This is a genomic window from Frigoribacterium sp. PvP121 (assembly GCF_017833115.1).
In the GTDB taxonomy this organism is placed as follows: Bacteria; Actinomycetota; Actinomycetes; order Actinomycetales; family Microbacteriaceae; genus Frigoribacterium; species Frigoribacterium endophyticum.
Genome location: NZ_JAFIBR010000001.1, coordinates 2,962,305 through 2,988,921, shown reverse-complemented (window position 1 = coordinate 2,988,921; position 26,617 = coordinate 2,962,305). Strand labels below are relative to the sequence as shown.

At 74.2% G+C, this 26,617-nt stretch carries 27 protein-coding genes; 18 read left to right on the top strand and 9 right to left on the bottom strand.

What is annotated here, in order from left to right; genetic code table 11:
• The first annotated feature begins 29 nt into the window (after nt 1-29).
• Nucleotides 30-428 (top strand): DUF3054 domain-containing protein, encoded by a 399-nt coding sequence (locus JOE43_RS13945; RefSeq protein WP_209518535.1) that lies wholly within the window; start codon nt 30-32, stop codon nt 426-428.
• Between the two features lie 82 nt (nt 429-510).
• On the opposite strand, the gene JOE43_RS13940 is transcribed toward JOE43_RS13945, so the two are convergent.
• Entirely contained in the window at nt 511-834 is a 324-nt protein-coding gene (locus JOE43_RS13940; RefSeq protein WP_209518533.1) for an ATP-dependent DNA ligase, read from the bottom strand.
• Nucleotides 835-1,038: 204 nt separating this feature from the next.
• On the opposite strand from JOE43_RS13940, the gene JOE43_RS13935 reads away from it, so the two are divergent.
• The 5 genes from JOE43_RS13935 (at nt 1,039) to JOE43_RS13915 (ending at nt 5,688) form a co-directional block, all read left to right on the top strand.
• A complete protein-coding gene (locus JOE43_RS13935; protein ID WP_209518531.1) occupies nt 1,039-1,779 on the top strand; it encodes a DedA family protein in 741 nt (246 codons plus the stop codon).
• A gap of 94 nt (nt 1,780-1,873) precedes the next feature.
• Nucleotides 1,874-2,596 (top strand): hypothetical protein, encoded by a 723-nt coding sequence (locus tag JOE43_RS13930; protein WP_209518528.1) that lies wholly within the window; start codon nt 1,874-1,876, stop codon nt 2,594-2,596.
• A 148-nt stretch (nt 2,597-2,744) separates the two neighbouring features.
• Complete coding sequence (locus JOE43_RS13925; protein WP_209518526.1) at nt 2,745-3,773, top strand: SDR family oxidoreductase; 1,029 nt, start codon at nt 2,745-2,747, stop codon at nt 3,771-3,773.
• Nucleotides 3,770-5,236, top strand: a complete 1,467-nt coding sequence (locus tag JOE43_RS13920; RefSeq protein ID WP_209518524.1) for an NAD(P)/FAD-dependent oxidoreductase — start codon at nt 3,770-3,772, stop codon at nt 5,234-5,236. Before JOE43_RS13925 ends, JOE43_RS13920 begins: the two co-directional genes overlap by 4 nt.
• Nucleotides 5,233-5,688: an SRPBCC domain-containing protein gene (locus JOE43_RS13915; RefSeq protein ID WP_056056505.1), complete on the top strand. Its 456-nt coding sequence runs from the start codon at nt 5,233-5,235 to the stop codon at nt 5,686-5,688. Before JOE43_RS13920 ends, JOE43_RS13915 begins: the two co-directional genes overlap by 4 nt.
• A 38-nt stretch (nt 5,689-5,726) precedes the next feature.
• Here JOE43_RS13915 and JOE43_RS13910 read toward each other — a convergent pair whose 3' ends face one another.
• On the bottom strand, nt 5,727-7,166 hold the full coding sequence (locus tag JOE43_RS13910; RefSeq protein WP_209518522.1) for a serine hydrolase: 1,440 nt from the start codon (nt 7,164-7,166) through the stop codon (nt 5,727-5,729).
• A gap of 549 nt (nt 7,167-7,715) precedes the next feature.
• Here JOE43_RS13910 and JOE43_RS13905 point away from each other — a divergent pair.
• The 5 genes from JOE43_RS13905 (at nt 7,716) to JOE43_RS13885 (ending at nt 11,225) form a co-directional block, all read left to right on the top strand.
• Complete coding sequence (locus JOE43_RS13905; protein WP_209518520.1) at nt 7,716-8,165, top strand: SRPBCC domain-containing protein; 450 nt, start codon at nt 7,716-7,718, stop codon at nt 8,163-8,165.
• Nucleotides 8,166-8,212: 47 nt separating this feature from the next.
• Nucleotides 8,213-8,512, top strand: coding sequence for a hypothetical protein (locus JOE43_RS13900; RefSeq protein ID WP_209518518.1), 300 nt, complete (start codon nt 8,213-8,215; stop codon nt 8,510-8,512).
• Entirely contained in the window at nt 8,509-8,763 is a 255-nt protein-coding gene (locus tag JOE43_RS13895) for a hypothetical protein (RefSeq protein ID WP_209518517.1), read from the top strand. The genes JOE43_RS13900 and JOE43_RS13895 overlap by 4 nt, the downstream gene beginning before the upstream one ends.
• Before the next feature lie 180 nt (nt 8,764-8,943).
• A complete protein-coding gene (locus JOE43_RS13890; protein ID WP_245187162.1) occupies nt 8,944-9,477 on the top strand; it encodes a PadR family transcriptional regulator in 534 nt (177 codons plus the stop codon).
• 71 nt (nt 9,478-9,548) lie between these two features.
• Entirely contained in the window at nt 9,549-11,225 is a 1,677-nt protein-coding gene (locus JOE43_RS13885; protein ID WP_209519255.1) for an AarF/ABC1/UbiB kinase family protein, read from the top strand.
• 34 nt (nt 11,226-11,259) lie between these two features.
• On the opposite strand, the gene JOE43_RS13880 is transcribed toward JOE43_RS13885, so the two are convergent.
• Complete coding sequence (locus JOE43_RS13880) at nt 11,260-12,942, bottom strand: long-chain-fatty-acid--CoA ligase (RefSeq protein ID WP_209518515.1); 1,683 nt, start codon at nt 12,940-12,942, stop codon at nt 11,260-11,262.
• Between the two features lie 72 nt (nt 12,943-13,014).
• Here JOE43_RS13880 and JOE43_RS13875 point away from each other — a divergent pair, with 72 nt between their 5' ends.
• The 3 genes from JOE43_RS13875 (at nt 13,015) to lepB (ending at nt 15,644) form a co-directional block, all read left to right on the top strand.
• Nucleotides 13,015-13,833 (top strand): SDR family oxidoreductase, encoded by an 819-nt coding sequence (locus tag JOE43_RS13875; protein WP_307803382.1) that lies wholly within the window; start codon nt 13,015-13,017, stop codon nt 13,831-13,833.
• A 157-nt stretch (nt 13,834-13,990) separates the two neighbouring features.
• Nucleotides 13,991-14,908 (top strand): oxygenase MpaB family protein, encoded by a 918-nt coding sequence (locus JOE43_RS13870; RefSeq protein ID WP_167259707.1) that lies wholly within the window; start codon nt 13,991-13,993, stop codon nt 14,906-14,908.
• Between the two features lie 100 nt (nt 14,909-15,008).
• The gene (gene lepB, locus JOE43_RS13865; protein WP_209518511.1) at nt 15,009-15,644 is read left to right on the top strand and encodes a signal peptidase I; all 636 of its coding nucleotides are present in this window, start codon (nt 15,009-15,011) and stop codon (nt 15,642-15,644) included.
• Between the two features lie 12 nt (nt 15,645-15,656).
• On the opposite strand, the gene JOE43_RS13860 is transcribed toward lepB, so the two are convergent.
• Nucleotides 15,657-17,357: a long-chain-fatty-acid--CoA ligase gene (locus JOE43_RS13860; RefSeq protein ID WP_209518509.1), complete on the bottom strand. Its 1,701-nt coding sequence runs from the start codon at nt 17,355-17,357 to the stop codon at nt 15,657-15,659.
• 73 nt (nt 17,358-17,430) lie between these two features.
• Nucleotides 17,431-17,988, bottom strand: coding sequence for a TIGR03086 family metal-binding protein (locus JOE43_RS13855; RefSeq protein WP_209518507.1), 558 nt, complete (start codon nt 17,986-17,988; stop codon nt 17,431-17,433).
• A gap of 166 nt (nt 17,989-18,154) precedes the next feature.
• Here JOE43_RS13855 and JOE43_RS13850 point away from each other — a divergent pair, with 166 nt between their 5' ends.
• Together JOE43_RS13850 and yidC are read left to right on the top strand one after the other, a co-directional pair.
• A complete protein-coding gene (locus JOE43_RS13850) occupies nt 18,155-18,463 on the top strand; it encodes a DUF6412 domain-containing protein (RefSeq protein WP_245187161.1) in 309 nt (102 codons plus the stop codon).
• A gap of 72 nt (nt 18,464-18,535) precedes the next feature.
• Complete coding sequence (gene yidC, locus JOE43_RS13845) at nt 18,536-19,324, top strand: membrane protein insertase YidC (protein WP_209518505.1); 789 nt, start codon at nt 18,536-18,538, stop codon at nt 19,322-19,324.
• Between the two features lie 18 nt (nt 19,325-19,342).
• On the opposite strand, the gene JOE43_RS13840 is transcribed toward yidC, so the two are convergent.
• The 4 genes from JOE43_RS13840 to JOE43_RS13830 form a co-directional block, all read right to left on the bottom strand.
• On the bottom strand, nt 19,343-20,755 hold the full coding sequence (locus JOE43_RS13840; protein ID WP_209518503.1) for a glycosyltransferase: 1,413 nt from the start codon (nt 20,753-20,755) through the stop codon (nt 19,343-19,345).
• Nucleotides 20,752-20,874, bottom strand: a complete 123-nt coding sequence (locus tag JOE43_RS16000) for a hypothetical protein (RefSeq protein WP_280921590.1) — start codon at nt 20,872-20,874, stop codon at nt 20,752-20,754. The genes JOE43_RS13840 and JOE43_RS16000 overlap by 4 nt, the downstream gene beginning before the upstream one ends.
• 172 nt (nt 20,875-21,046) lie before the next feature.
• Nucleotides 21,047-21,598, bottom strand: a complete 552-nt coding sequence (locus JOE43_RS13835) for a YceI family protein (RefSeq protein WP_209518502.1) — start codon at nt 21,596-21,598, stop codon at nt 21,047-21,049.
• 202 nt (nt 21,599-21,800) lie between these two features.
• Nucleotides 21,801-22,805 (bottom strand): aldo/keto reductase family protein, encoded by a 1,005-nt coding sequence (locus JOE43_RS13830; protein WP_209518500.1) that lies wholly within the window; start codon nt 22,803-22,805, stop codon nt 21,801-21,803.
• Nucleotides 22,806-23,076: 271 nt separating this feature from the next.
• Between JOE43_RS13830 and JOE43_RS13825 the strand changes: the two genes are divergently transcribed.
• Nucleotides 23,077-24,591 carry a glycosyltransferase gene (locus JOE43_RS13825; protein WP_235491244.1) on the top strand — a complete coding sequence of 505 codons (1,515 nt, stop codon included), beginning with the start codon at nt 23,077-23,079 and terminating at the stop codon, nt 24,589-24,591.
• A complete protein-coding gene (locus tag JOE43_RS13820; protein WP_209518497.1) occupies nt 24,588-26,585 on the top strand; it encodes a glycosyltransferase family 39 protein in 1,998 nt (665 codons plus the stop codon). Before JOE43_RS13825 ends, JOE43_RS13820 begins: the two co-directional genes overlap by 4 nt.
• The last annotated feature ends 32 nt before the right edge of the window (nt 26,586-26,617 follow it).

The window sequence follows — 26,617 nt, the reverse complement described above, 5'->3', positions numbered from 1 at the left end:
CCCACCCGCCCGCACCCCCCGAGGACACCATGACCACGCCCCGCTCCGCCGCCCCCGCCCGTCGTCTGCCGTGGTGGGCCCTCGCCCTCGACGCCCTGCTCGTCGTCGCCTTCGTGGTCATCGGCCGGCGCAGCCACGCCGAGGGCCTCGACCTGCCCGGCCTCGCCGTCACCCTGTGGCCGTTCGCGGTCGGCCTCGTCGTGGGATGGCTGAGCGTGGTCGGCGTGCGCTGGCCCCTGCCGCGCCTCGCCTCCGGCGCGGTCGTCTGGGTGTCGACGGTCGTGCTCGGGGTCCTGCTCCGGGTCGCGAGCGGCCAGGGCGTCCAGCTGAGCTTCGTCGTCGTGACGATCGTCGTGCTCGGCGTCTTCCTGCTGGGGTGGCGCGGGGCGGCGGCCCTGGCCCGGCGGGGCGGGCGCACCCGGCGCTGACGACGGCGGCTGAGCAGGGCTCGAGGACCGCTCCGCGACTCCGCGGGGCCCGGCGGCCGGTCGGCCTGGTGGCCTGCCCTCGCTACTTGCGCTTGACGCTGTTGTCGCTGCTGGGCTCGTCGGTGAGCACCAGGCCCGACGAGCTGTTCGACGAGGCCGTCAGCTCGGTCAGCCAGTCACGGTTGATGGCGGGCACGCGGCCGCCGGAGTACTTGAAGTAGAGGGGGATGCCGGGGTCGAGCCAGATGCTGCTGCGCCCGTCGCCGACCTTCTGGGTGTCGCGCCACGAGAAGAAGAACGACTCGCGCCGTCGGAGCTTCGTGGCGATGACGATCTGGAGGTGCTCGAGCACGCGGTCATCGAACTCGACCTCGATGCCGGAGGTGCCGTAGATCAGCGATCCCATGGAAGTCCTGTTCAGCCGTGTCGTGGAGTCCACACCGAGGGACGAGGAGGCGGGGGTGCGGTCGTCCGCCAATCTACCGTGCCGGGCGGGCCGGGGCCGGAGCGCGACACGGGCCTGTGGGCGGTCGTCCAGCCCGCGCTGGCATGCTCGACGGAGCCGATCCGGCCCGTGGCGACCGCGGGCACCGAACCGACCCAGGGACCCATGACCTCCTCCGCCGTGCTCTCCCCGTCCGCCTCCTCCGCCCTCGCGGGCCCGTCGGGGGGCCTGTCGTCCACGGTCGTCGCGCAGGGCGCCACCTCGTCCGTCCAGGAGCTCGACGGGCTCGTCGGCGTCGCGGCGCGCGTCATCGACGCCCTCGGCGAGTGGGGCGTGGGGCTGTTGACCTTCGTCGAGACGGTCTTCCCGCCGATCCCGAGCGAGATCGTGCTGCCGCTCGCGGGGTTCCTCGCCGGGCAGGGCACCATGAACATCGTCCTGCTGATCGTCGTCAGCACGCTCGGCGCCTACGTCGGCGCGCTCGTCCTGTACTGGCTGGGCGCCGTGATCGGCCTCGAGCGCAGCATCACGCTGCTGTCGAAGCTCCCCCTCGTCGACCGCGACGACTTCCGGAAGGCGGCCGACTGGTTCCACCGGCACGGGCGGTCGGCGGTCTTCTTCGGTCGCCTCGTGCCCGGCGTCCGCAGCCTGATCTCGCTGCCGGCCGGCGCCGAGAAGATGCCGCTCGCGACGTTCACGCTCTTCACCGTCGTCGGCAGCGGGCTCTGGAACGCCCTCCTCATCCTGCTCGGGGCCGCCCTCGGCACCCAGTACGAGCTCATCGACCGCTACGCGAAGTACCTCGACTACGCGGTCTACGCGGCGATCGCCGGGGTGGTGCTCTGGCTCGTGCTGCGGGCCGTGCGCCGTCGTCGCGCCGCCGCCCGCGACTCCGCTCGGAGCTGATCCGCACCGCGCGCCCAGGCGCGGTCGGCCGGTCGTCCGTACTGTCGGAGACCCGTCGGGGCCCACGCCCCGACCCGACAGACAGGACGGCACCATGGGATTCCTCGACAGGCTGCTCGGACGAGACGACGAGGCCGCGGGCCAGCAGGCACCGGCACAGGCACAGGCACAGGCGCCGGGCGGGCGGGCACCGGCGCGGAGCGACGACGAGATCGCCGTCGAGCGCTACCGGTACCTGCTGCGGACGGCGCCGCCCGAGACGATCGAGCAGGTCCACGCCGAGGCCTTCGAGAAGCTGAGCCCCGAGCAGCGCCGGATGGTCTTCGACGAGCTCAGCCGTGAGGCCGGCCAGGGGGAGCAGCCCCGGGGCGACGACGCCGGGTCGCTCGCCCAGGCGGCCACGCGCTCGGAGCTGCGGAAGCCGGGCACCCTCGAGCGGACCCTGGGAGGCGGCGGCGCGGCCGGCGGCCCGGGCCAGCAGGCAGGCGGTCGCCCGGGCATGGGCATGGGCTCGATCATCGGCGGGTCGCTGCTCGGCACCGTCGCGGGCTACGTCGTGGGCTCGGCGCTCGTCGGCGCGTTCCTGCCCGACGCGAGCAGCGACGTCGCGGGCGGAGCGGGCGACGGCGGTGACGGCGACGGCGGTGACGGCGGCGACGGCGGGCAGGACACGGGCGACGGCGGCGCCGCGGGCGACGGCGGCGGCGACGCGGGCGACGGCGGCGGCGACTTCGGCGGTGGTGACTTCGGCGGTGGCGGCGGCGACTTCGGCGGTGGCGACTTCGGGGGCGGCGACCTGGGCGGCTTCGACATCTGACACCGCGCCTCCTGCGGTCCCTCCCCAGGGCGGCGCCCGCCCGGTCGTCCCCGTGACGTCCCCCGGGGCGGACGCCGCCCAGCGGGGTCGGACTACCGTCGACCCGGCACGGCCTGAGCCAGCGGGCCGCCGACGAGCCAGGAGAACCATGTCGAAGAGCACCCCCACGAAGCCCCGCGTCGCCGTCGTCACCGGAGGCTCGGCCGGGCTCGGCCGGGCCGTCGTGCGTGAGCTCGCCGAGCGCGGCTGGGACGTCGCCGTGCTCGCCCGCGGCCAGGACGGCCTCGACGGCGCCGTCGCCGACGTGGAGGCCGCCGGTCGTCGTGGCCTCGCCGTGCCGACCGACGTGGCCGACCGCGAGCAGGTCGAGGCCGCCGCGACCCGTGTCGAGCTGGAGCTCGGCGAGATCGACCTCTGGGTCAACGACGCCATGGTGGGCGTCTTCGGGGAGTTCCTCGAGACCGACCCGGCCGACTTCGAGCGCGCCACGGCCGTCAACTACTTCGGCTTCGTCAACGGCACGCGCGCCGCCCTCTCACGCATGGTGCCGCGCGACCGCGGCCACGTCATCCAGGTCGGCTCCGCGCTGGCCCACCGCGGCATCCCGCTGCAGGCGTCGTACTGCGGGGCCAAGCACGCGGTGCAGGGCTTCACCGAGTCGGTGACCACTGAGCTGATCCACAACGGGAGCGCCGTCGCGATCTCGACCGTCGACATGCCCGCGCTGAACACCATCCAGTTCAACTGGGTGCGCTCGCGCCTGCCGCACCACCCCAAGCCGGTGCCGCCGATCTACCAGCCCGAGGTGGGCGCGACCGCGATCGCTGACGTCGCCGACAAGCCGCGCCGTCGGACGTGGCTCGGCGAGCCCACGGTGATGACCGTGCTCGGCAACCGCTTCGTGGCGAACTTCCTCGACGTCTACCTCGCGAAGTCGGGCTACTCGGGCCAGCAGGCCCCCGAGAAGTCGGAGGCCATGCTGCCCGACAACCTCTACCAGCCCACCAGCGGCGACCACGGCGCCCACGGCATCTTCGACGACCAGGCCCGCAGCACCAGCCCCCAGGTCTGGTACACGCGCAACCGCGGCCTCAGCTACGCCCTGGCGGGCGCCGGGGCGGTCGGCGCGGGCGTCGCCGTCGTGCGTGCCCTGGTCGGAGGGCGCAAGGGCGCATGAGCCACGCGTTCGACGCCGTCGTCGTCGGCGCCGGGCCGAACGGCCTGGCGGCGGCGGTCGTGCTCGCCCGGGCCGGGCTGCGCGTGCAGCTGCTCGAGCGCGACGACACGATCGGCGGCGGCACCCGCACGAAGGAGCTGACCCTGCCGGGCTTCCGGCACGACGTCTGCTCGGCCGTGCACCCGATGGCGATGGCGTCGGGGTTCTTCCGGCGCTGGGGCCTCGAGCAGCGCGTCGAGATGATCGTGCCCGAGGTGTCGTACGGCCACCCGCTCGACGGCGGCCGCGCGGGGGTCGCGCACCGCGACCTCGAGCGCACCGTCGAGGGCCTCGGCCGTGACGGCGCGACCTGGCGCCGCATGTTCTCCCGCCTCGTCGAGATCGAGGCCGAGCTCTCGCAGTTCACGCTCTCGCCGATCCTCCAGCTGCCCCGCCACCCGCAGACGGTGGTCGAGTTCGGGCTGCGCATCCTCCACCAGGGCGGCCCCTGGTGGGACGCCGGGCTCCGCACGGAGGAGGCCCGGGCGCTGCTCGCGGGCGTGATGGCCCACGCCATCCGCCCCATGCCGAGCCTGTCGGCGGGCGCCGCGGGCCTCGCGCTCGCCGTCCACGGCCACGGCTACGGCTGGGCGGTGCCCCGGGGCGGCAGCCAGGTGATCGCCGACGCGCTCGCCGACGACCTGCGGGCCCACGGTGGTGTGATCGAGACGGGCGTCGACGTGACCAGCCTGCGACAGCTCGACGCGCGCGTGAAGCTGCTCGACGTGACCCCGCGCCAGCTGATCGCCATCGCGGGCGACGAGATGCCCGCCGGCTACCGACGTCGTCTCGAGCGGTTCCGGTACGGGGGAGGCGCCTCCAAGGTGGACTTCGCCCTCAGCGGGCCGGTGCCCTGGGCCGCGGAGGAGCTGCGGCGGACGCCCACCGTGCACCTCGGCGGCACGCGGGCCGACATCGCGCGGGCCGAGCACGACGTCGCGCGCGGGGTGCACCCGGCCGAGCCGTTCGTCCTGGCCGTGCAGCCGGGCGTCGTCGACGACAGCCGGGCCCCGGCCGGCCAGCACTCGCTGTGGACGTACGCGCACGTGCCGAACGGCAGCACCGTCGACATGACCGAGGCGATCACCCGTCAGATCGAGCGGTTCGCGCCCGGGTTCCGCGACCTGGTGCTCGCCAGCAGCGCCCGGTCGGCGGACGAGCTCGAGGCCTACGACCCGAACTACGTCGGCGGCGACATCGCCTCCGGCGCCCCGAGCCTCAAGCAGCTGATCGTCCGCCCCGTGCTCTCGACCGACCCGTGGCGGACGGCCGTGCCCGGCACCTACCTGGCGTCGTCGTCGGTGCCCCCGGGCCCGAGCGTTCACGGCATGGGGGGCGCGTACGCCGCGCAGAGCGCCCTGCGCCACGAGTTCGGCATCGACCACCTGCCCCGCCTGGGGCCCGACGGAGGGAGCGGCCGGTGAGCGTCGTGCACAGGTTCCTGGAGGCGTCGCCGCGGGACGTCTTCGACGTCCTCAGCGACGGCTGGCTCTTCCCGAGCTGGGTCGTCGGGGCGTCGCGCATCCGCGACGTCGAACGCGAGTGGCCCCGGGCCGGCGCGAAGATCCACCACTCGTTCGGCGTGTGGCCGCTCGTCATCGACGACTCGACGACGCTGCTCGAGTGGGACGCCCCGCGGCGGGCCGTCTTCCTCGCCCGCGGCTGGCCGGCGGGGGAGGCCCGCGTCGGCATCGACGTCGCGGACCGTGCCGGGGGCTGCTTCGTGACGATGACGGAGGAGGCCGTGAGCGGCCCGGGTGCGCTCGTGCCGGACGCCGTGCTCGACGTCCCGCTCACCTGGCGCAACCACGAGGCGCTGCGGCGCCTCGCCTGGCTGGCCGAGGGGCGCCTGCGCGACACGGTGCACCCGACCTGACCCGCGACTCCCGACGGCCGGCCCGGCCCGGCCCGGCTCTAGAGCGTTGCGACGTCGTCGGGGCCGGGTGCCCGCAGGGTCCGCAGGTCGGGGCCGTGCAGGGGCGCGGTCTCCCACCGGGCGCTGACGGTGCCGGTGCCGGAGTCGGCGACGAGGTGGAGGCGGTGGGGAGTCTCCACGAAGACCACGTCGACGAGCAGGCGGTCGCCGTGCTGCTCGGCCCAGGTGGCGAGGGACCCGGTGGTGCGCCACTCGCCGAGGCCCAGGGCGGCCTCGAGCCGGTGCTCGCCCTCGACCAGGGTGAGCGTCGGAGTGCCGTCGGTCGTGACCTCGATCGCGCTGAGGCTCGGCTGGTCGCGATCGGCGTCGGCGGCGGTCCAGGTGCCGGCCGTCACGGTGCCCTCGGACGCGCCGTCGAGCGGATCGCCGTGGCCGGTGGGGGCCGCGACGCCGGGCAGCGTCAGCGCGCCCAGCCGCTCGGCGAGGCGGGCGTCGTCGTCGGCGCTGCCGCCGGCCCCGAGGGACGGCAGCACGGTGGCCCAGACGAGGTCGAGCAGCGCCCTCGTGTCGGTGGTCTGGCTCGTGATCGCGACGACGAGGTCGTGCTCGGGCACGACCAGGCTGAACTGGCCGTAGGCGCCGTCGGCGCGGTAGCCGTGCGTCGAGACCCAGAACTGGAAGCCGTAGCCCTGCTGCCAGTCGGCCGAGCCCTCGTGCGCCGTCGAAGCGTGCGACCGCGAGGCCTCGGCGACCCAGGCCGGAGAGACGAGCTGCTCGTCGCCCCACCGGCCCTGCTGCAGGTGCAGCTGGCCGAGGGCGGCCACCGCGTCGGTGGTCGTGTGCAGGCCGCTGAAGCCCAGCTCAGCGCCGGTCGCGTCGCGCTGCCACGCCGCGACGTCGATGCCGAGCGGGTCGAGGAGGCGCGGGCGCAGGTAGTCGACCAGCGACGCTCCCGAGGCGCGGCGCACCACCTCGCCCAGCGTGTACGTGCAGGGCTGGTTGTACGCGAACACCGAGCCGGGCTCCGCCTCGGGCGGGATGAGCAGGAAGCCGCGGACGACGTTCGTCGGATCCGTCGCCTCGGCGCGGTCGAGCGTCTCCGTCAGGTGACCGCTGGCCATGGCGAGCAGGTGGCGGAGGCGCATCCGGCGCGTGCGCTCGTCGGTCACCTCGGCGTCGAGCTCGGGGAACCAGCTGACGACCGTGTCGTCGATCGTCAGCAGCCCCTCGTCGGCGGCGATGCCCACCGCCGTGGCCGTGAAGCTCTTGCTCACCGAGTACACGAGGTGCGGGCGCTCGGCCGAGTAGGGCGCCCACCAGCCCCGGGCGACGACGGCGCCGCGGTGCACGACGACGAGGCCGTGCGGCTCGACGCCGGGCGTCGCCTCCAGGCCGTCGACGAGGGCGAGCAGCCCCCGGGCGTCGACGCCCAGGTCGGAGGGGGAGCAGGTGGGCAGCGTGGTCGTCGTCGAGGTCACGGGCCGAGCCTACGACGCGCCTCCCGGCCTGGGCGTCCGTTGCCCCGCCGGCCGGCGGATCGCCCCCCCGCCCCGCCCCGCCCCGCCGCGCCCGCCGTGCCCAGCCGCTCTCTGTCGCAATTGCCGACCGTTCGCCTGCTCCGGGCGTCCTGGTACCTGACTTTCCGGTCATCAGGAGGCGCGTGGTCGGGTTCTGCAGCTCTGGTCAGCTGCCAGCGCTGCCAGCGGCCCGCCCCGGCCGGGCTCGTCCGTCGAGGGTGAGTTGCCGCTCGCTCCGGGTCGAGAGGGCTGCAGCGGTGGCGGCCACGACCACCCCCGCACAGACGAGGGCACGGGCCATCGTCGCGGGCCGGGCGGCCCGGAGTCGTCCTCCCCAGGGCGGGACCGTGTCCGCCCTGGGGCTGAGCAGCGCGCGGGCGTGCGACGTCGCGCGGCCCTGGCGCGGCCGGCCGGGGCCTGGGACACTGCCACCAGGCCCGCGAGGGCCCACCACCGACTCCGGCCGGTCGCCCGCCCGGGCCCCCGCCACCGAACCGAGGAGCACCCCCGATGAGCGACCAGGCTGCCGACGGCATCGAGATCGTCCGGACCTTCACCGCGCCTCCCGCCGCCGTGTTCTCGGCCTGGACGACCGCCGCCGACTTCGCACGGTGGTTCGGCGGCCCGGCCGTCGACGTGCCGCTCGACGCCCTCGACTACGAGGCCGTCGCGGGGCGGGCCTGGTCGGCGACGATGCTGCTGCCCGACGGGAACGCCCTCAGCTGGGCCGGCGAGTTCATCGAGGTCGTGCCCGACCAGCGCCTCGTCCTGACGCTCACCGACGACCCGGCCTCGCCCGCTCGCGCGACGATGGTGGTCGAGCTGGCCGCGGTCGACGGCGGCACCCGCATGCGCTTCACGCAGCAGACGCCGGGCTTCTCGCCCGAGCAGCGCGAGGCGACCGCCGCGGGCTGGACCGGCTTCTTCGACGAGCTCGCCGCCGGGCTGCCCGCGTCGTAGCCCAGGCTCGGTCGTCACCTGCCTCGCCGTCGCCCTACCTTGGGCGCATGAGCCGATCCGCAGAGCCCGCTGTGGCGAGACCGCGCCTCGTGTGGGCCGTCGTGCACTACTGGACCGCCACGGTGCACGACTACGAGGAGGTCGCCTTCCCCCGCCTCTTCGGCGTGTACTCGACGAGAGCGCGCGCCCGGGCGGCCGCTGACCGCGCCCGGGCCCAGCGGGGCTTCGACGGGCGGCTCGGCGACGTCGACGAGGCGGAGCCCCTCCGCGTCGAGCGGTGGCCGGTCGACGACCCTGCCTGGGTCGGGGGCTTCTTCTCGTACGACGCCGAGGGGCGCGAGGAGTGACGAGGGTCTGGTCGCTGACGCACCTCCGCCCGCGGGGGTCGCACACCGAGTGGCCGCTCGTCGACGTCAAGCAGATCGGCTTCTTCCGCTCGGAGGGCGAGGCCCGCAGAGCCGCCCGTCGCCTCCGCTTCGACCCTGGCTTCCGACGCTTCCTGGACCAGTTCCGCATCGAGGTCGTCGAGCTCGACGTCGACCGCTACGACGACGGCTTCGACCCCGACGCCGACCGGGAGCTCGTCCCGAGCGACTGAGGGCGACCGAGTGGTCGCGAACTGCTGCCCGGAGGGGGCGCGAGGCGCCGTTCGTGACCACTCGGGCGACGGCGGGGCCGAGCGCGGGAGGCGCGGTGCCAGCCTGAGCGCCCGCCCGGCTCCGTGTCGGGGGCCAGGTATATCGTTCGGGCATCGCTCGACCCTCGACTGGAGATCATCATGAGCACCTCGCGCACACCCGGTTCGTTCCCCGTCGACATCGACGGCATGTGGCAGGCCATGGACCAGCTCCGGTCGACCTTCGACCGCCGCGACGGCGCCCGCGCCCCGCGGGGCGAGCTCCGCGCGGCCATCCTCGCGCTGCTCGCCGAGCGGCCGATGCACGGCTACCAGGTCATCCACGAGATCGAGGAGCGCAGCGGCGGCGACTGGAAACCCAGCGCGGGCTCCGTCTACCCGACCCTCCAGCTGCTCGCCGACGAGGGCCTCGTCGTCGCGGAGGAGACCGACGGTCGCAAGGTCCACTCGCTGACCGACACCGGCCGCGCCGCCGCGGGCGTCGACCCCTCCGACCCGTGGTCGGCCCCGCGCTCGTCCGGCGACCGCCGCACCGCCCTGCCCAAGGCCGGGATCGAGCTCGCCCGAGCCACGGCGCAGGTGGGCCGCACCGGCACCGCCGCGCAGATCGACGAGGCGGTGGCGGCCCTCGACGAGGCCCGTCGCCGCATCTACTCGATCCTCGCTCGAGACTGACGCGGGTGGCACCGACCGCCCCCGTCCCGACCCCCACAGCCTCAGCCCGAGCCGGTGAGCCGGGCGACGTCCTGCGCGACCGCGCGGGGCGGGCCCGGTACCGCCGCATCCTCCGGTTCGCCTCTCGTCACCTCGCGGTGAGCTGGTGGTTCGAGCTCGTGCTGCCGCGGTTCGGCCTGCGCTGGGTCGCCGAGCGCACCCGCGCCCGACGCATGCAGCGCTTCGCGAGGGGCTTCCACGCGCTCGCGCTCGACCTGGGCGGCCTGATGATCAAGGTCGGGCAGTACCTCTCGTCGCGACTGGACGTCCTCCCGCCCGAGATCACGAGGGAGCTCGAGGGCCTGCAAGACGAGGTGACGCCCGTGCCCTTCCCCGAGATCCGTGCGCTCGCCGAGGCCGAGCTGGGCATGCCCCTCGACCGCGTCTTCGCGAGCGTCTCTCCCGAGCCGATCGCCGCCGCCTCGCTCGGGCAGGCCCACCGCGCCGTGCTCGGGCCGGCCGACTCCGCCGACACCGGCCTCGTCGACGTGGTGCTCAAGGTGCAGCGGCCCGGCATCGACCGGATCGTCGACGTCGACCTCGCCGCCCTGCGCAGGGTCGGCGGCTGGCTGAGCCACGTCCGCCTGGTCTCCGACCGCGTCGACGCCCCGGCCCTCGTCGAGGAGTTCGCGCGCACCAGCCTGGAGGAGATCGACTACCTCCACGAGGCGGCGGCCTCGGCGCGCTTCGCCGCCGACTTCGCCGACGACGACCGCGTCGGCGTGCCCGACGTGGTGTGGGAGCGCAGCACCCGCAAGGTGCTCGTGCTCGAGGACGTCTCGGCCATCAAGATCACCGACGTCGACGGGCTGCGCGCCGCCGGCATCGACCCGGTCGAGGTCGCCCCGGTCTTCGCCGCCGTCATGTTCGACCAGCTCTTCACGAACGGCTTCTTCCACGCCGACCCGCACCCCGGCAACATCTTCGTGACCCCGGTGGCCCCGGCCGCGGGCGAGCGCCCGTGGCGCCTGACCTTCATCGACTTCGGGATGATGGGGGAGGTGCCCACGGGCACCCGGAACGGCCTGCGGAGCCTGCTGATCGCAGCCGCCTCCCGCGACGGCAGCGGCATGGTGAACGCCATGCGCGACCTCGGGGTGCTCTTGCCCACCGCCGACACCCGCGAGCTGGAGCGGGCCGTGTCAGCGACCTTCGCCCGCTTCGGCGGCATGGGCTTCGCCGAGCTGCGCGAGGTCGACCCGCGCGAGTACCGCGAGTTCGCCGGCCAGTTCGGCGACCTGATCCGGGCCCTGCCGTTCCAGCTGCCCGAGGACTTCCTGCTGGTGCTCCGCGCGGTCACCCTCACCTCCGGCGTCTCCAGCGCCCTCGACCCGGTCTTCAACCTCTGGGACTCCGTCGAGCCCTACGCGGCACAGCTCGTGCGCGACGAGCGCGGGAACGCCGTGCAGGACGTCGCACGTCGGGCGCTCGCCGCGGCCGACGTCACCGTGCGCCTGCCCGGTCGGCTCGACCACCTCGTGACCCGGCTCGAGGACGGCACGCTCGAGGTCGGCAGCCCGCGCATCGAACGCCAGCTCGGCCGGATCGAGCGGACGGCCCGCCGGGTGCTCGCGGCCGTGCTCTTCGCGGGCCTGCTCATCGCCGGTGCCGTGCTGCGCACCGGCGACGACGGCCTCGGAACGGTGCTCATGGCCGCGTCGGCGGTGCCGCTGCTCTACGCCCTGCTCGCGGGCCGGCTGCCCGGGTAGCGCCGGGCTGCCCGGGCAGGGCCAGGCTGCCCGGCTAGCGGTCGGCGAGCTGGTCGCGGACCTTGCGGCGCAGCGTCTTGCCGATCAGCGACTTGGGCAGCTCGTCGACCACGACGATGCGGCGGGGCACCTTGTACGGCGTCAGGTGCGACCGCGCGAAGGTGCGGAGCGCCTGCACGTCGACGGTCGCGCCCGGCTCGACGACGATCGCCGCGGCGACCTGCTCGCCGCCGGGGCTCGGCAGCCCGACGACGGCGGCCTCGGTGACGCCGTCGAAGCGCACCAGCACCTCCTCGACCTCGGAGGGGCTGACGTTGAACCCGCCGGTGATGATGAGCTCCTTGATGCGGTCGACGATGCGCACGAACCCGTCAGGGTCGATCGTGACGATGTCGCCCGTGCGGAACCAGTCGCCGTCGACGAAGACCTCGTTCGACTCCTGCGGCTTGCGGTAGTAGCCGCTGAAGACCTGGGGGCCGCGCACGATCAGCTCGCCGCTCTCGCCGGCGGGCACGTCGACGGTCGGGTTCTCCGGGTCGACGACGCGCACCTCGGTGCCGGGCAGCGGCAGGCCGACCGTGCCGGCGCGGCGGGTGGGCCCGACCGGGTTGGCCATGAGCACGGGCGAGCACTCCGACAGGCCGTAGCCCTCGACGAGCCAACCGCCGCTCTCGGCCTCCCACGGCTCGACGACCTCGGCCGAGAGGGGCATCGCGCCCGAGATCGCGACCTCGACGCCCTGCAGCGAGACGCCGGCGTCGTCGGCGGCCTTCCGGAGGCGCGTGTAGATGGGCGGGACGGCCGGCAGGAAGGTCGGCGGCCGCTTCTTCATGACCTTGAGCACGAGGGCAGGGTCGAAGGCCGGGAAGAGCACGAGGCGGGCGCCCATGCTCATCGCGAAGGTGAGGCAGAGCGTGAGGCCGTACGCGTGGAACATGGGCAGCACCGCGTAGACGGTGCAGCGGCCACGCTCGATCGTCGGCACCCAGGCGCGCGACTGTGCGGCGTTGGCGAGCAGGTTGCGGTGGGTCAGCTGGGCGCCCTTCGGGGTGCCCGTGGTTCCGCTCGTGTACTGGATGACCGCCAGGTCGTCCGTCGCGGGCGCCGGGTGCTTCGCCTTGATGCGCGACGAGCCCACGATCTTCTCCCACGGCGTCGTGCCCCGGACGCTCGTGGTGAGCTTGGCGCGCGACTCCCGGGCCTTCGAGATCGGCAGGCGGAGGGCCGCCCGGGTGGCGAGGGGCATGCCGCGGGTCACGTCGACCGACACGATCGCCTCGGGGGCGACGTCGGCGGGGAAGTCCTGGAGGGTCTCGACCACCTTGTCCCACGCGACGACGACCTTGGCGCCGTGGTCCTCGAACTGGTGGCGCAGCTCGCGCGGCGTGTAGAGCGGGTTGTGCTCGACGACGATGGCCCCGAGCCGCAGCACCGCGTAGAACGCCACGACGTGCTGGGGGCTGTTGGGCATCACGAGGGCGACGGTGTCGCCGTGGCGGACGCCCAGGCCGCGGAGGCCCTCGGCGGCGCGGCTGATCTGCTCGACGAGCTCGGAGTACGTCGTCGTCGCCCCGAAGAACTCGAGGGCCACCGACCGCGGGTAGCTCTTCGCCGAGCCCTCCACCAGGTCGAGGAGCGAGCCCGAGACGGGCTCGATGTCGTGGGGGACGCCGGGAGCGTAGGAGGTCAGCCAGGGACGCGGGGTCTCGATGGTCACCCGGCCACTCTACGGCGTTGGATGATCGGGGCCGCCCCCACCCGAGGCGGTCACCACGACGAGAGGAACACCGTGAGCAAGGTCTGGTTCATCACCGGGGCGTCGAAGGGCTTCGGCCGCGAGTGGGCGGAGGCCGCGCTGGAGCGCGGCGACCGCGTCGCGGGCACCGCCCGCCGGCTCGAGACCGTCGACGCGCTCGTGCAGCAGTACCCCGACGCCTTCCTGCCGATCGAGCTCGACGTCACCGACCGCGAGGCCGACGTCGCCGCCGTGCAGCGCGCCGCCGAGCACTTCGGCCGGCTCGACGTCGTCGTCAACAACGCCGGCTACGGCCACTTCGGCATGGTCGAGGAGCTCACCGAGGAGGAGGCCAGGGCCCAGCTCGAGACGAACTTCTTCGGCGCGCTGTGGGTCACGCAGGCCGCGCTGCCGATCCTACGAGCCCAGGGCAGCGGCCACGTCGTGCAGGTCTCCAGCATCGGAGGCGTCAGCGCCTTCCCGACCGTCGGCATCTACCACGCGTCGAAGTGGGCGCTCGAGGGCATGAGCCAGGCGCTCTCGCAGGAGGTCGCCGGCTTCGGCGTGCACGTCACGCTCGTGGAGCCCGGCGGCTTCTCGACCGACTGGTCGGGCCCGTCGGCCTCCCGCAGCGACGAGCTCGAGGCCTACGCCGAGGTGCGCGAGGCCGCGTCGGGGCGCCCCTCGGCGGCCGACCCGGGCGACCCGCACGCCACGCGCGGCGCCATCCTCAAGGTCGTCGACGCCGAGCAGCCGCCCCTCCGCGTCTTCTTCGGCAAGGCTCCCCTCGGCATCGCGGAGGCCGACTACGAGCAGCGCCTCGCGACCTGGCGTGAGTGGCAGCCCGTCGCGGAGGAGGCGCACGGGAACTGAGTCGGCCGCCCCTGCTGCACCGCGCCTCCTCGCGGGCTCCCGCACGACCGCGGAGGGCCCCCGTCGAGGAGTCGCGGTGCCGGCCAGGCGGTTCGACGTCGAGACAGAAGGCGCCCGCGTGGCCCCCGCGCCCAGACGGGCGGCGCATGATCGGTGCATGCCCGCCCTCACCGAGCCGCTCCGCGCCCGCCTGCAGTACACCTTCAACGGCCAGTACACGGGCACGCCCGAGTGGGTCACCGACCTCGAGAAGGGCGACGACGAGGGGTTCTTCCTGCCGGGGTCGGCCGTCTGGGCGGTCCACGGCTCGATGTCGACCATCGCCGCGGGCGTCCGCGCGCTGCTCGTGCAGGCCCTCCACCCGGGTGCCCTCGCGGGGGTGCACGACCACTCGCGGTTCCGCGACGACCCGCTCGGGCGCCTGGCCGGCACGATCCGCTGGATCTACACCGTGTCGTACGGCAGCCGCGAGGCGGCGACGCGAGCGTCGGGCTGGGTCACGCGGCTGCACACGAAGGTCGTCGGGCAGTACGACGACCGCCACGGCGTGAGCCACGACTACGCGGCCAACGACCCTGAGCTGCTCAGCTGGGTGCACATGGCCTTCGCCGACTCCTTCCTCGCGGCGTTCCAGCAGTGGGGGCACGGCGAGGTGCCGGGCGGCCCGGACGCCTACGTGCGCGAGTGGGCCACGGCCGGTGAGCTCATGGGAGTCGTCGACCCGCCCCGCACCGTGGCCGAGATGCAGCACCAGCTGATGGAGTTCGACCGCCGTGGCGTGCTCGAGCGGACGGCTCGGACCGACGAGGTGGTCCGGTTCATCCGGCGACCGCCGCTCTTCCCCGTGCTGCGGCTCGGCTACCCCGTGCTCTTCAACGGAGCCGTGGGCACCCTGCAGCCGAGGTTCCGCGAGCTGCTCGACCTGCAGCCTCCCCACCTGGGCCCGGTCGCGTTGCCGACCGCCGGCCCGGCGCAGGCGATGCTCGGGGCGATCGGCGGCGTGCTCGGCGCACGCCCCGTGGCGGAGGAGCACGCGCTGGCGCGTCTCGAGCGCCTCGGCTGGACCGCCGCCTGAGCGGTGCCGTGCGGCGCGGTGCGGCGCGGTGCGCGGTGCCGTGCGGCCGCCTCGACCGGTGCGCAGCTGACGGGCGGCTCAGCCCTGGCAGGATGACGCCATGAGCGAGACGGCAGGCCCGCAGGCCGCACAGGCCCCCGGGGCCGACACCGCGCCTCCCGGTCGACCCTCCTCGTCGTGGCGCTGGCTGCGCGACCTCGTCGTCGTGGTGCTGGTGGCGCTGCTCGTGTCGTGGGGCGTCCGCACCTTCCTGGTGCGGTCGTTCTACATCCCGTCGGCGTCGATGGAGGACACGCTGATGATCGACGACCGGGTGATCGTCAACGAGCTCGTGCCCGACCTCGTGGGCCTCGACCGCGGCGACGTCGTCGTCTTCCACGACCCGGGCGGTTGGCTGCCCGGCGGGGCGGTCGGGGGCGACGACGAGCTGATCAAGCGCGTGGTCGGGCTGCCGGGCGACACGGTGTCGTGCTGCGACGCGGAGGGGCGGATGCTCGTGAACGGCGAGCCGGTCGACGAGCCGTACCTGGCCGACCCCGACGGGCCCGCGTCGACCATCCCGTTCGACGTGACCGTGCCGGAGGGCGCGATCTGGGTGATGGGCGACAACCGCGCGCACTCCGCCGACTCCCGGCTGCACCAGAGCGGGCCCTACGACGGGTTCGTGCCGCTCGACCACGTCGTCGGGCGGGCGTTCGTGATCGTCTGGCCGGTCTCCCGCTGGGGCGGCCTCTAGGCGAGGCCCGCCTCAGCGCCGGGCGATGAGGGAGTCGCGGACCTCGCGACGGAGCACCTTGCCGATCAACGAGCGCGGGAGCTCGTCGACCACGACGACGCGCCGGGGCACCTTGTACGCGGCGAGCTGCTCCCGCGCGTGCTCCCGGACGGCCTCGGGGTCGACGGTCGCGCCCGGGCTCGCCACGACGGCCGCGACGACGTCCTCGCCGCCGCCCGCGCGGGGGATGCCCACGACCGCGACCTCGGCCACGCCCGCGGCGCCGCGCACGGCCTCCTCGACCTCCGAGGGGGCGACGTTGAACCCTCCCGTGACGATGAGCTCCTTGATGCGGTCGACGATCGTGACGTACCCGTCGGCGCTCATGCTGACGATGTCGCCCGTGCGGAACCAGCCGCCGGGCAGGAAGGCCTCGGCGGTCTCGTCGGGGCGGTTCCAGTACCCCTGGAACACCTGGGGGCCCCGGAGGATCAGCTCACCGGCCGCGCCCGGCGTCACCGGGCGCTCGGGGTCGGGGGCGTCACGGTCGACGACCCGCGCCTCCGTCGACGGGAACGGCACGCCGACCGTGCCCGGGCGTCGCGTCGGGCCCATCGGGTTGCCGAGCGCGACGGGCGACGTCTCGGTCAGCCCGAAGCCCTCGACGAGCATGCCCCCCGTGACGCCCTCCCACGCGGTGACGGTCGACAGGGGCAGGTTCATCGCCCCCGAGATCGCGAAGCGGGCGCTGGTCAGGTCGACGCCGCGCTCCGCGGCCGCCTCGGCCAGGCGCTGGTAGATGGGCGGCACGGCCGGCAGGAAGGTCGGCGGGTGCTTCGCGGCGGCCTTGAGCACGAGGTCGACGTCGAACTTCGGGAACAGCACGAGGCGGGCGCCGATGCTCATCGCGAAGGTGAGGCAGAGCGTGAGGCCGTAGGCGTGGAAGAAGGGCAGCACGCCGTAGACGGTCTCTTCGCCCTCGCGGACGCCCTGCACCCAGGCGCGGCCCTGCACGGCGTTGCTGTGCAGGTTGCGGTGCGTCAGCACGGCGCCCTTCGGCGAGCCGGTGGTGCCGCTCGTGTACTGCAGCAGGGCGACGTCGTCGAGGGCGGGGCGCGGGTGCCTTCGGCGCAGCGGGCGCGACGAGACGAGCTCGGGCCAGCTGAGGTCGCCGCGGGTGCGGGAGGTGAGCGCCTCGCGCGACTTGCGGGCCGCCGGCACCGGCAGGGTCAGGGCCAGCCGGGTCGCCAGCGGCATCGCCCGCGTGACGTCGACCGAGACGACCGAGCGGAAGCCGATGTCGCTCGGCAGCGCCCGGAGGCGGTCGACCAGCTTGTCCCACGCGATCGCCACGGTCGCGCCGTGGTCCTCGAAGAGGTGCCGCAGCTCGCGGTCGGTGTAGAGCGGGTTGTGCTCGACGACGACGGCGCCGAGGCGCAGCACGGCGTAGAACGCGACGACGTGCTGGGGGCAGTTGGGCAGCAGGAGCGCGACCCGGTCGCCGGCCCCGACCCCGAGCTTGCGGAGGCCCTCGGCAGCCCGGGCGATCTCGTCGCCGAGGTCGCGGTAGCTCGTCTCCCGCCCGAAGAACTCGAGGGCCGTGCGGCCGCGGTGCGCGGCGACAGCGTCGTCGATGAGGTCGACGAGGGTGCCGGTGACGGGCTCGATGTCGGCGGGGACGCCCGGGGCGTAGCTGTGCAGCCAGGGGCGGTCGGGCACGGTGTCGGAGCTCATGCGGCCATCGAACCAGCCCGGGGGCGGGGGAAGCTGCGTGGTCGCCGAGGGCAGACCGGGCCTGCCCCCTCGGTCAGCGGGCGTCGCGCCCCGTCAGCGCCAGCAGCCGCACGTGCAGCGGGGCGTCGTCGTCGACGGGCACGGGGCTCGCGAACAGCCCGGAGGCCTCGAGGGCGTCGGCCTGCGGCTCGAAGACCGTCCACACGGCCGCGACCAGCTCGTCGTCGAGGCTCTCGTCGGCGCCGATCGCCCGGGCGAGGTCCCAGGTGTGGATGGTGACGTCGGCGACCTGCTCGGCGAGGTACTCCCGGGCCGGCACGACGTCGGCGCTCAGCCGGACGGGCGCCTCCGGGTCGGCCTCGGCCCAGGCGAGAGTCGCGGCGGACGACCAGCGGTGCCACGCGGTGACGAGGTCGTCGCCGAGCGGCTCGATCGAGCGCTCGGAGGCCGACGGGTCGCCGCCGTCGAGCAGCAGCGGCACCCACTGCTGCTCGCGGGTCACGTGCCGGACGAGGTCACGGACGCGCCACTCGGTGTCGGGCGTGGGGGCGTCCCAGTCGGCCACCGCCTCCACCCGTCGGGCGAACTCGTCGTGTGCGCGCTGCTGCAGGGTGATCCAGTCGACGGTCATGGGGCGTCCTCTCGAGGCAGGGGCGTCACGACCACCGACGGCGCCGGCGGCGGAGCGGTGTCGCGGTCTGCTGAGGCCCAACCGCCGGAGGCGCGGCGGGCTTCCCGAGGTCGGCCCTCAGCGGAACAGTCGCCACGGTAGCGCCTCACCGGCTAGGGTCGCTCGCATGACGACCCTGCTCGAGCTCCTGGCGCGCGTGCTCGCGCCGCTCGAGCACGTGGCGCAGGCGCTCGCCGCCCAGGGCGGCGGCCCGGCCTCCGCCGCGGTCGTCGTCTCGCTGCTCGGCGCCGCCACGGTGCTCGTGGCGACCGGGCTGGGCCGGGCCCTGCTGGCGCTGTGCGGCCTCACGCCCGCACCCGCCCGACGGGTGCTGAGCGAGGGGGCCGACGTGCGCCTCCTCGTGTTCCAGCGCGACCCCGACGCGGACGGTCACGTGCGGGCCCGCGCTCCGGGCCGGGCGCTCCCGGCCGCCTGACGCGACGCTCACCCGCGACCCGTCGCGGCGGCCAGACGACGTCACCCGTCTCTCTGACCGAGGAGCCCCTCCGTGGACCTGTCCGCCTTCCCGCCCGTCGCCGTCGTCCTCGACGGCCTCCACTCGTTCGTCGCCCTGCTCGCCGCCCTGGTCGAGCCCGCCGTGGGCGACCTCTCGTCGGCGCTCGCCGTCGTCCTGCTCACCGTCGTCGTCCGGCTCGTGCTGGTGCCCGTCGGGGTCTCGCAGGTGCGCGCCGAGATCGGCCGCCGCCGTCTCGCGCCCCGCGTCGCCGAGCTGACCCGCCGCGTCACCGACCCCCAGGAGCGCAGCCGCCGCCTCATGGAGCTGTACTCGTCGGAGAAGGTCTCGCCGCTCGCGGGCTGCCTCCCGACCCTCGCCCAGGCCCCGGTGCTGATGGCCGTCTACTCGCTCTTCGCCCACCCGACGATCGCCGGCCACGCGAACGAGCTGCTGGGCCACACCCTGGGCGGGGCCGTGCTGGGGGCGAACCTGCCCGTGGCCCTCGGCGCGGGCCTGGCGACGGTGTGGCCGTACCTCGTGCTGCTCGCCGTGCTCGCGGTCGTCGTCGAGCTGACCCGGCGCGCCTCGCTGCGCGCGGCGGGACCGGCTGCGGCCGGGGCACCGGTGCCCGGTGCCCCGGGCAGCGCCGGCCCCGCCACCGTGCCGGGCATGACGGGCATGCTGCGGGTGCTGCCGTTCGTCAGCGTCGTCTTCGCGGCGTTCGCCCCGCTGGCCGCCGCGCTCTACCTCGTGACCAGCGCCTCCTGGACCCTGCTCGAACGGGCGGTGCTCCGGCGGCTGCTGGCCCCGGGTGCCGGTGGGCGGGCCGTCACCGCCTGAGGCCGCGGCGGCCCGCCGTCACGACTGGCGCACCTCGACCTCACGGCGCGTGCCCCAGCCGACGTTCGCGAAGGTGGCCATCGCGTACCAGCGCAGCACTCGGAACACGGTGAGGCTCCAGACGCCGGCCAGGGGCGCAGTGCAGAGCGTGCGCAGCGTCTGCGCCCGCGTGCGGTCGCTGCGCGCGATGGTCGCGTAGCGGAGCGTGGTCAGCGTGTAGAGCGAGACGGCGCCGACGGCGGCCGACACGGCCGCCGTCGGCGTCGACAGGCCGCCGGAGAGCACCACGACGAAGAAGGTCGCCGTCACCGTCGTGTACATCAGCCACTTCGCCAGGTGCAGCCAGTACGCCGCCCGGTGCATCGGCAGGTGGCGCAGGCGCCAGCCGGAGCGGATGAACGAGCCGCGCATCCAGCGCAGCTGCTGCCGGAGGTGGTGGCTGAGCCGGTCGGGCATCAACGTGAACGCGACGCAGTTCGCCTGCTGCACCGCGGCGCCCCGCCGGAGCGCGAAGAGCGTGAGCATGCTGTCGTCGGAGAAGTGGACGGGGCGGCCGAGGACGGTCTCGCCGAGGTAGGTGGCGACGTTCTCGCGGAGCACGTCGGCGCGGTAGAGGGCGCAGCCGCCGGAGTTGACCATGACGGAGTCGAGGCGCGAGAAGGCGGCGCGCTCGAAGAGGTGCAGCGAGACGCAGAAGACGTCGACCACGCGCGTGAGGAGGTTCGCCGCCACGTTCGTCGTGAGTATGACGGCGGCGACCGACTGCACCTGCGGGTCGTCGAAGGCGACGAGCCCGTTCTCGAGGGCCCGCCCGTCGAGGATGCTGTCGCTGTCGACGGTCACGTACACGTCGGCACGGGGCTCGGCCTCGACCCCGGTCACCTGCGCACGGCGTTTGCCGCCGTTCGGCTGCCGGAGCCAGGTCGCTCGGACCCCGGCCGCCGACGCGGCGCCGCGGAACCACGCCTCGACCTCGTCGTAGCCGCCGGTCGTCGAGCCGTCGTCGACGACGACCACGCCGTCGGGGCGACGGGTCTGGGCGAGGAAGCCGCGGAGGCAGGCCCGGAGGGCCGCAGGGTCCTCGTTGTAGCAGGGCACGAGGGCGACGACGTCGAGGTCGCCCGGGCGACGGGCGACGCTGTCGGGCTCGCCGGGGGCCGACGTCTCGGCCGACGCTCGGTCGGCGCCCCGCGGGCGGTCGAGCAGGCCCAGGACGATCTGCGCCCCGACCACGACCACGAGCAGGAGGAAGACGACGGCGGGGGCCGTGTCGAGGCCCGTCCAGACCTGGACGCCCAGGCTGGCCGTGATCAGGACCGTCAGGGCGACGGCGGTGCGGCGGGGGTACCTCGACCACGAGACGACGTGGGGGAGCGGGGGCTCCGACGACTCCCCGGCGTCGACGGGCCCCGTCGACGCGCCCGGCCTCATCGACGCACCCGTCGGTGGCGACGGCGTCGGGGGAGGCGGAGCAGGACGGCGGCCCCGACCACGATCAGGGGGGCGGCCGCGATGGGCGCCCACGAGGGGAGGTCGATCAGGTGGGTCATGGGGGGTCCTCACGGGAGAGCGGATGCGACGGCCAACATACTACGTACCGGTGACCGGTCGGGCCCCGCCTCCGCCGCCGCTGCGCCCGTGCGCCGGCCTCGCGTCTCGCCGCACGACGGAGGGCCCGCCCCTGCCTGAGCAGGTGCGGGCCCTCCGGGTGGAGCGCGGTGACTACGCCGAGAGCACGAACTGGATCTCGAGCGTCACGGTGACGTCGTTGCCGAGCGTGAAGCCGCCGGCCTCGAGCGCCGCGTTCCAGCTGACGCCGAACTCGGTGCGGTCGATCTTCGTCGTGGCGGAGAAGCCGAGCTTGGTCTGGCCGTAGCCGTCGACGACGAGGCCGCCGAACTCGCTCTTCAGGGTGACGGGCTTGGTGACGCCGCGGAGGGTCAGGTCGCCGTGCACGAGGAAGGCGTCGTCGCCCTTCTCCTCGATGCTCGTCGAGGTGAACGTCATCTGCGGGTGCTCCTCGGCGAGGAAGAAGTCGCCGGTCTGCAGGTGGCCGTCGCGGTCCTTCTGGTTCGTGTTGATCGAGGCCACGTCGATCGAGGCCGTGACCTTGCTCGCGGTGTGGTCGTCGTCGGTGACCAGGCTCGCGTCGAAGCGCTCGAACGAGCCCTTGACCTTGCTGATCGCGAGGTGGCGGACGCTGAACGAGACCTCGCTGTGGGTGGGGTCGAGGGTCCAGGTGCCGGCGGGGATCTTCTCTGCGGTGATGGCCATGGTGTTCTCCTTGAGGTGGTGACGTGTGAGGTGGTCGTGGATCGGTGACGTGTCACCGAAGGTGGTACGAGTATATGCAAGAGCATCGACAGGTCGAGCATTCCCGATCCGCGTGGCTGATCGGTGAACAGCGTCGATGCAGGTGCTGAGACCCGGTCGGCCGTCGCCGGGGCGGCGGCCGACCGGGAGATCGGGCCGAGGGTCAGGCGGGGCGCTCGGCGGGGGAGACCGTCTTCGCCGGGTCGGTCTCGGCGAGGTGGCCCACGGCCGCGTCGATCGCGGTCATGGCCTCGACCGGCAGGCGGACGCCCGCGGCGGCGGCGTTGTCGGCCACCTGCTCGGGGCGGGAGGCCCCGATGATCGCCGAGGCGACGTTGTCGTTCTGCAGCACCCACGCGACGGCGAGCTGGGCCATCGTGAGGCCGAGGTCGTCGGCGACGGGCTTCAGGGCAGCGACGCCGGTGAGCACCTCGTCGGTCATGAAGCGCTTGATGGTGTCGGCGCCGCCCTTGGCGTCGGTCGCCCGGCTGCCCGCGGGCAGCTCGGCGCCCGGCGCGTACTTGCCGCTCAGGACGCCCTGCGCGACCGGCGACCAGACGATCTGGCTGACGCCGTGCTGCACGCTGGCGGGCACGACCTCCTGCTCGATGACGCGCCACAGCATCGAGTACTGGGGCTGGTTCGAGATCAGCTGCACGCCGAGCTGCTGGGCGAGCTCGTGGCCGGCGCGGATCTGCTCGGCCGTCCACTCGCTCACGCCGATGTAGAGCGCCTTGCCCTGCCGCACCACGTCGGCGAAGGCCTGCATGGTCTCCTCCAGGGGGGTCGCGCTGTCGTAGCGGTGCGCCTGGTAGAGGTCGACGTAGTCGGTGCCCAGGCGGCGGAGCGACCCGTCGATCGACTCGAGCACGTGCTTGCGGCTCAGCCCGACGTCGTTGTGGCCGCGCGGGCCGGTGGGCCAGTAGACCTTCGTGAAGATCTCGAGGCTCTCGCGCCTCTCGCCGGCCAGGGCGTCGCCGAGCACCTGCTCCGCCGCGGTGTTCGCGTAGGCGTCGGCGGTGTCGAACGTCGTGATGCCCGCGTCGAGGGCGGCGCGGACGCACTGCGTCGCGACGTCGTTCTCGACCTGCGAGGCGTGGGTGAGCCAGTTGCCGTAGGTGATCTCGGAGATCTTGAGGCCGCTGCGGCCGAGGTGTCGGAATTCCATGTCGTCACCGTACGCGTCACCCGTCGCTCCGTGAAGGCGGCGTGTCGACGCCCGGCCCCCGGCCCCCGGCCGGGGGTCGTGTGAACGCCGTGTGTCGGGCACCTGGCAGTTCGCCGGGATCCCGTACCCCGCACCCAACCCCCCGACCGGGGGCCGCCGAACCCGACCTGACCCACCCGACCGCTCGACCCGACCCGAGCGCGCCCGACCCGGTCCCCGACGACGTGGACGCGACTCCCCCCGACCCTGACACCCGACAGGAGACCGACCCGTGCCGTCCCCCCTGACCCACCTCGCGACCTCCGTCCTCGCCGCCGGCGAGCCGGAACCGCTGCTGACGCCTCAGGCGCCCGCCGACCCCTCGCAGGTGCTGCCCAACCGCGGCAGCACCTCCGGGCTCGGCGACGGCGTACCCGGCTTCTCGCTGCCCGACTGGAGCCCGCTCGAGTGGATCGGCTACTCGGGCCTCGTCCTGGTGACCGTCCTCCTCACCGCGGTCGCCGTCTCGACGCTGTGGTGGATGCTCCACGCCTGGCGCTCCAAGGACACCCTCGAGGGCAGCCGCTTCAGCGACTCGCCGCTCGACGCGGCGCACTCGTTCACGCTCCTCGTCCCGGGGCGCCACGAGGAGGAGGTGATGGGCCAGACGCTCGACCGCCTCGCCCAGCAGGACCACCCCGACTTCGAGATCATCGCCATCGTCGGCCACGACGACCCCGGCACCGAGCGCGTCGCCCGGGAGGCCGCCGCCCGGCACCCCGAGCTCATCCGCGTCATCGTCGACTCGAGCGTTCCGAAGAACAAGCCGAAGGCGCTCAACCTCGCGCTGCAGACCTCGCGGGGCGAGATCGTCGGGGTCTTCGACGCCGAGGACGACGTGCACCCGCGCCTGCTGACCCTCGTCGACTCGCGCTTCACCGAGACCGACGCCGACGTCGTCCAGGGCGGCGTGCAGCTGATGAACTTCCAGTCCAGCTGGTGGAGCCTCCGCAACGTGCTCGAGTACTACTTCTGGTTCCGCTCGCGGCTGCACTTCCACGCCAAGGAGAAGTTCATCCCGCTCGGCGGCAACACGGTCTTCGTCCGCAAGGAGTGGCTCGACTGGTCGGAGGGCTGGGACGCCTCCTGCCTCGCCGAGGACTGCGAGCTCGGCGTGCGCCTGTCGAGCGCGGGGGCCAAGGTCGTCGTGGCCTACAGCCCCGAGGTCGTCACCCGTGAGGAGACGCCCGGCACCTTCGTCTCGCTGCTCAAGCAGCGGACCCGCTGGAACCAGGGCTTCATGCAGGTCTACGGCAAGGGGGAGTGGCGCCAGCTGCCGACCCTGCGTCAGCGCCTGATGGCCCGCTACCTGCTCACCATGCCGTTCATCCAGGCGGCCACCGGCCTGCTCATCCCGATCAGCGTCGTGCTCATCCTCACCGTCAAGGTGCCGACGGCCATCGCGCTCGTCTCGTTCGTGCCCCTCGCGCCCACGCTGGTGCTGCTGGCCGTCGAGTTCACGGGGCTGCACGAGTTCGGCAAGACGTACGGCCAGAAGGTCCGCGTGCGCGACTACGCCCGCCTCGTGTGGGGCCTCCTGCCCTACCAGATCTTCCTCGCCCTCGCCGCCGTGCGGGCCGTCTGGCGCCAGCTGCGCGGGATGAACGCGTGGGAGAAGACGGAGCACTCGGGCACGCACCGTCCCGCGGTCGCGCCCGGCGCCTCCGTCAGCGGTGCCCCGAGCTCGCCGCCCGTCGTCGTCGGCCAGCCCGTCGACGCCCTCGCGACCGTGGGGAGCGACCGATGACCGCCACGATCGAGCGGCCCGCCGCCCCCGTCCGCCCCGCCGTGCCGCGCGTCCACGAGCCCGCTCCGGGCCGCGGGCGGACCCCCGTCGGCGAGTGGTTCCGTCGCCACGGCCGGAGCCTCGCCTGGCTGCTGCCGGTGCTGGCGATCGCCGCGACCGTGCAGGCCTGGAACATGGCCGGGTCGCCGCAGCGCATCGACGACGAGGGCACCTACACGGCCCAGGCCTGGGCCGTGCAGCACCTCGGCGAGCTGACCCACTACACCTACTGGTACGACCACCCGCCGGTGGGCTGGCTGCAGATCGCGGCCTACACCTCGCTGACCGGCGCCTTCTCGCGCTACGACATCGCGGTGCTGGCCGCGCGGGAGGCGGTGCTCGCGTTCACCCTCGTGGCCGTCGTGCTCGTCTGGCTGCTCGGTCGCAAGCTCGGCCTGAGCCGGCCGGCGGCGGCCGTCGCCGCCCTGGTGTTCGCGGTCTCGCCCCTGGCGCTGCAGTTCCACCGCACCGTCTACCTCGACAACGTCGCGACGCCGTGGCTGCTCGCCGCCTTCGTCTTCGCCCTGAGCCGGCGCTACCAGCTGGCCGGGTACGCCGCCGCCTCGCTCACCTTCGGCATCGCCGTGCTGAGCAAGGAGACGTACCTCCTCGCCCTGCCCTTCCTGGCGTGGACGATGTGGCGCGGGGCCGACCGGTCGACGCGCCGCTACACCCTCTCGATCGCCGCGAGCCTGCTCGTGCTGGTCGGCCTCGGGTACGTCGCCCTCGCCGCCGTCAAGGGCGAGCTGCTGCCCGGCGCCGGGCGGGTGAGCCTGCTCGAGGGCGTGCAGTTCCAGCTCGCGACCCGCGAGGCCAGCGGCTCCGTCTTCGACACCGGCAGCCTCTTCTTCGCGACCGTCTCGCAGTGGTGGCAGCTCGACCCGGTGCTGATCGTGCTGGGTGTCGTGGCCGCGGTCGTGGGGCTCTTCCTCCGTCGCGTCCGCCCGATCGCCGTGATGCTCGTCTTCCTGGTCGCGTTCATGTTCCGCCCCGGCGGGTACCTGCCCGTGCCCTACGTCATCATGCTGCTGCCGTTCGCGGCCCTGCTCGTCGCGGCTGCCACCGACGCCGCCGTCCGGGCCGTCCGGGCCCGCCGCGCCGGGCGCGCGTCCACCGTGGCCGCCCGCACGGGCGCCGTCGCGTGGCTGGCCGTCACGGCGGTCGCCGTCGTCGCCGTCGTGCCGCTCTGGGCCGTGCAGCTGCGCGGCTTCGTCGACGCCGACCTCGACGCCCCGATGCGGAACGCCGAGACCTGGGTCGAGCAGAACGTGCCGACCGACAGCCGGCTGCTCGTCGACGACGCGGTCTGGGTCGACCTGGTGAACGCCGGGTTCGCCCGGGAGAACGTCATCTGGTTCTACAAGATCGACACCGACGGCGCCGTCCAGGCGCAGTCGCCGAACGGCTGGCGCGACAGCGACTACCTGTTCGAGACGGAGTCGGTCCGCACCTCGGGGCTGGCCTCGGCCGACGTCCGGCAGGCGCTCGAGAGCTCGACCGTCGTGGCCTCGTTCGGCGAGGGCGACCAGCAGGTCGCCGTCCGCCGCATCGACCGCGACGGGGCCGCGGAGGCCCAGCGCACGGCCGACGAGGCCGCCGCGGCCCGGTCGCGGGCGGGCTCCGAGCTCGCGCAGAACCCCGGCCTCCAGGTGTCGTCGACCTTCGACCAGGCCCTGACCGACGGCCGCCTCGACCCGCGCGCCGTGATCGTGCTCGGGCAGCTGGCCGCCATCGCCCCGGTCTCCGTCGCGGACCCCGAGGGGCTGCCCGGCGAGCAGGAGTCGCTCTTCCGCCAGTTCGTCGTGACGCCCGGCGGCGGCGAGTCCCTCGCCGACCTCCGAGCCACCCTCGAGGGCCTCGGCGACGTGTACGCGCCGCAGTCGGTCGAGCAGGAGGGCGACGCCCTCCGCGTGACCTTCTCCGCCGTGCCGCCCGAGGGGCTCCTCGCCCCGTGACCGCCCGGTCGAGGCCCGCACCCCGCGGGCCT